Source organism: Flavobacterium bomense, assembly GCF_003970355.1.
On the sequence record NZ_RYDJ01000074.1, the window covers coordinates 1 to 1,639 of the forward strand.

At 33.3% G+C, this 1,639-nt stretch carries 2 protein-coding genes; both read right to left on the reverse strand.

Annotated features, from left to right (window positions below; genetic code table 11):
• Positions 1 to 447, reverse strand: a 447-nt coding sequence (locus tag EKL98_RS15625; protein ID WP_199740728.1) for an RteC domain-containing protein, incomplete at its 3' end; no start/stop codon positions are given.
• A gap of 361 nt (positions 448 to 808) precedes the next feature.
• Entirely contained in the window at positions 809 to 1,498 is a 690-nt protein-coding gene (locus EKL98_RS15630) for a nucleotidyl transferase AbiEii/AbiGii toxin family protein (protein ID WP_126563114.1), read from the reverse strand.
• Positions 1,499 to 1,639: the final 141 nt, after the last annotated feature.

Consider the following 1,639-nt stretch of genomic DNA (forward strand, 5'->3'; position numbering starts at 1 on the left):
TTGAAAATAAACACTGTCCATCATTAATTTAAGGTCGTATTTTTCGCGTATATAATATTTGCTATCGAGACAGTTGTTAGCCGTGCGACAGTAACGATAAAATTCCTGGTTTTGTTTGAAGAAAACTTTTAATTTAAGAAGTTCCGAGTTATAATATTTAGCTATTGTTTTATGGGAACCCAATGGCTTGTTGGTTTCTATAGTATAGATTTCGCTATAGTAAATCAGTTTAGCAGCAAACTTAGGCTTGATGTCTCGGAAGAATTCTATTTCTTCTTTCTTGTTCAACGATTTGTATTTTATGAAAGAGGATTTTAGTCTCTCTAAGGCAGTAACGCTACTTTTAATGGCCAATTCAGCCGATTGAATTGGATTTTCTGTTTGCAGATGGATTACTTTTAATTGCTGTTCTAATTGAGACATCAAGGATTCAGAAAATAATTTCATTGAAGCGGTTTAAGATTTACAAATTGACTTATTTGGTAATTGAATTGGGCTGTAAATCTATTTGATGCTCGCTACCGTTGCAAATGGAGTAGTGTGCGATTCCCGAATTGAATAGTGAAATTCCCGAATTGCATACTTTGTTTTTTGTACTAATGCGGTGATTGTATTTTATATTTACCGCAAAAATGCGGTGATAAATAGAAATAATCACCGCATTTATAATTAGAACGATATTGGAGGTTATAAGTTGTGAAACTAGTAGCCATACTAGTAAAACAGAATAGCATATTTTATAATACTAGTTGTAATCATTTTATTTCTAAAGGTAAACCAGTAGTAAAAAGCTTCTGGTTTATATTTTTTATTTTGTAATTTTTTCAATTTTCTCCATCAACATACCAAACCTTTCTTCCCTTATTAATGGATGAATGTGCATGGCTAAAATTTCGTTTGCTTGCGGATGCTTTTTTATGCCATTTATTTCTTGTTTTATGTATGTTCTAACATCTTCATGGGCAGCGAGTATTTCTTCTACAATTGAGGTTCTGTTGTCTAATAGGTAGATGATGTCTTCGTAATCGTGACTACCGTAGAAATCATTTGCGCCTCTGTCTTTAAATGCTTCTAATTTTGTGGCAAGGAAGTAGGGTGAAGGTAAAATGTTTATATTAACTCCTTCTGGCAAATCAATTTGTTGTAGGTATTTAAAGCCTGGCTTGTACCATATATTAGAAATTCCGATGCTACTATCTTCTGCAGGTATTATGTCTACTGCTATTTTATCATATTTGTATGAACAAATAGAATGTCCTTCAGGATCTGGATAAAATTTTAGTTCTGCCAAGCGTTCTTGCATTTGTGCCCATTCGTTATAGTTAGCTAAGTTTATGGTCATGTCTATATCTGAAGTCGGTCTGATTTCTTCTGCAGCTGGGTCATCGGTGTACAAGCTAATCACTGCTCCACCAATGAATACCATTTTTTCTCTCAGTTCTTCCAGGCCTTTTGCTACTTGAGCTACTAAAGCTAGATTTATTATTTTATTATGCATTTAGTATTCTTTTTTCCAGTTCTTTTTTCGCTATTTCTTTTTCTCTTACTCTACCGACTCTCAATGCATCGACCATTGCCAGTAATTCGTATAATATGTTATCTTTTAGTATTGCTTCTACTACTGTATTGTATAACGGTT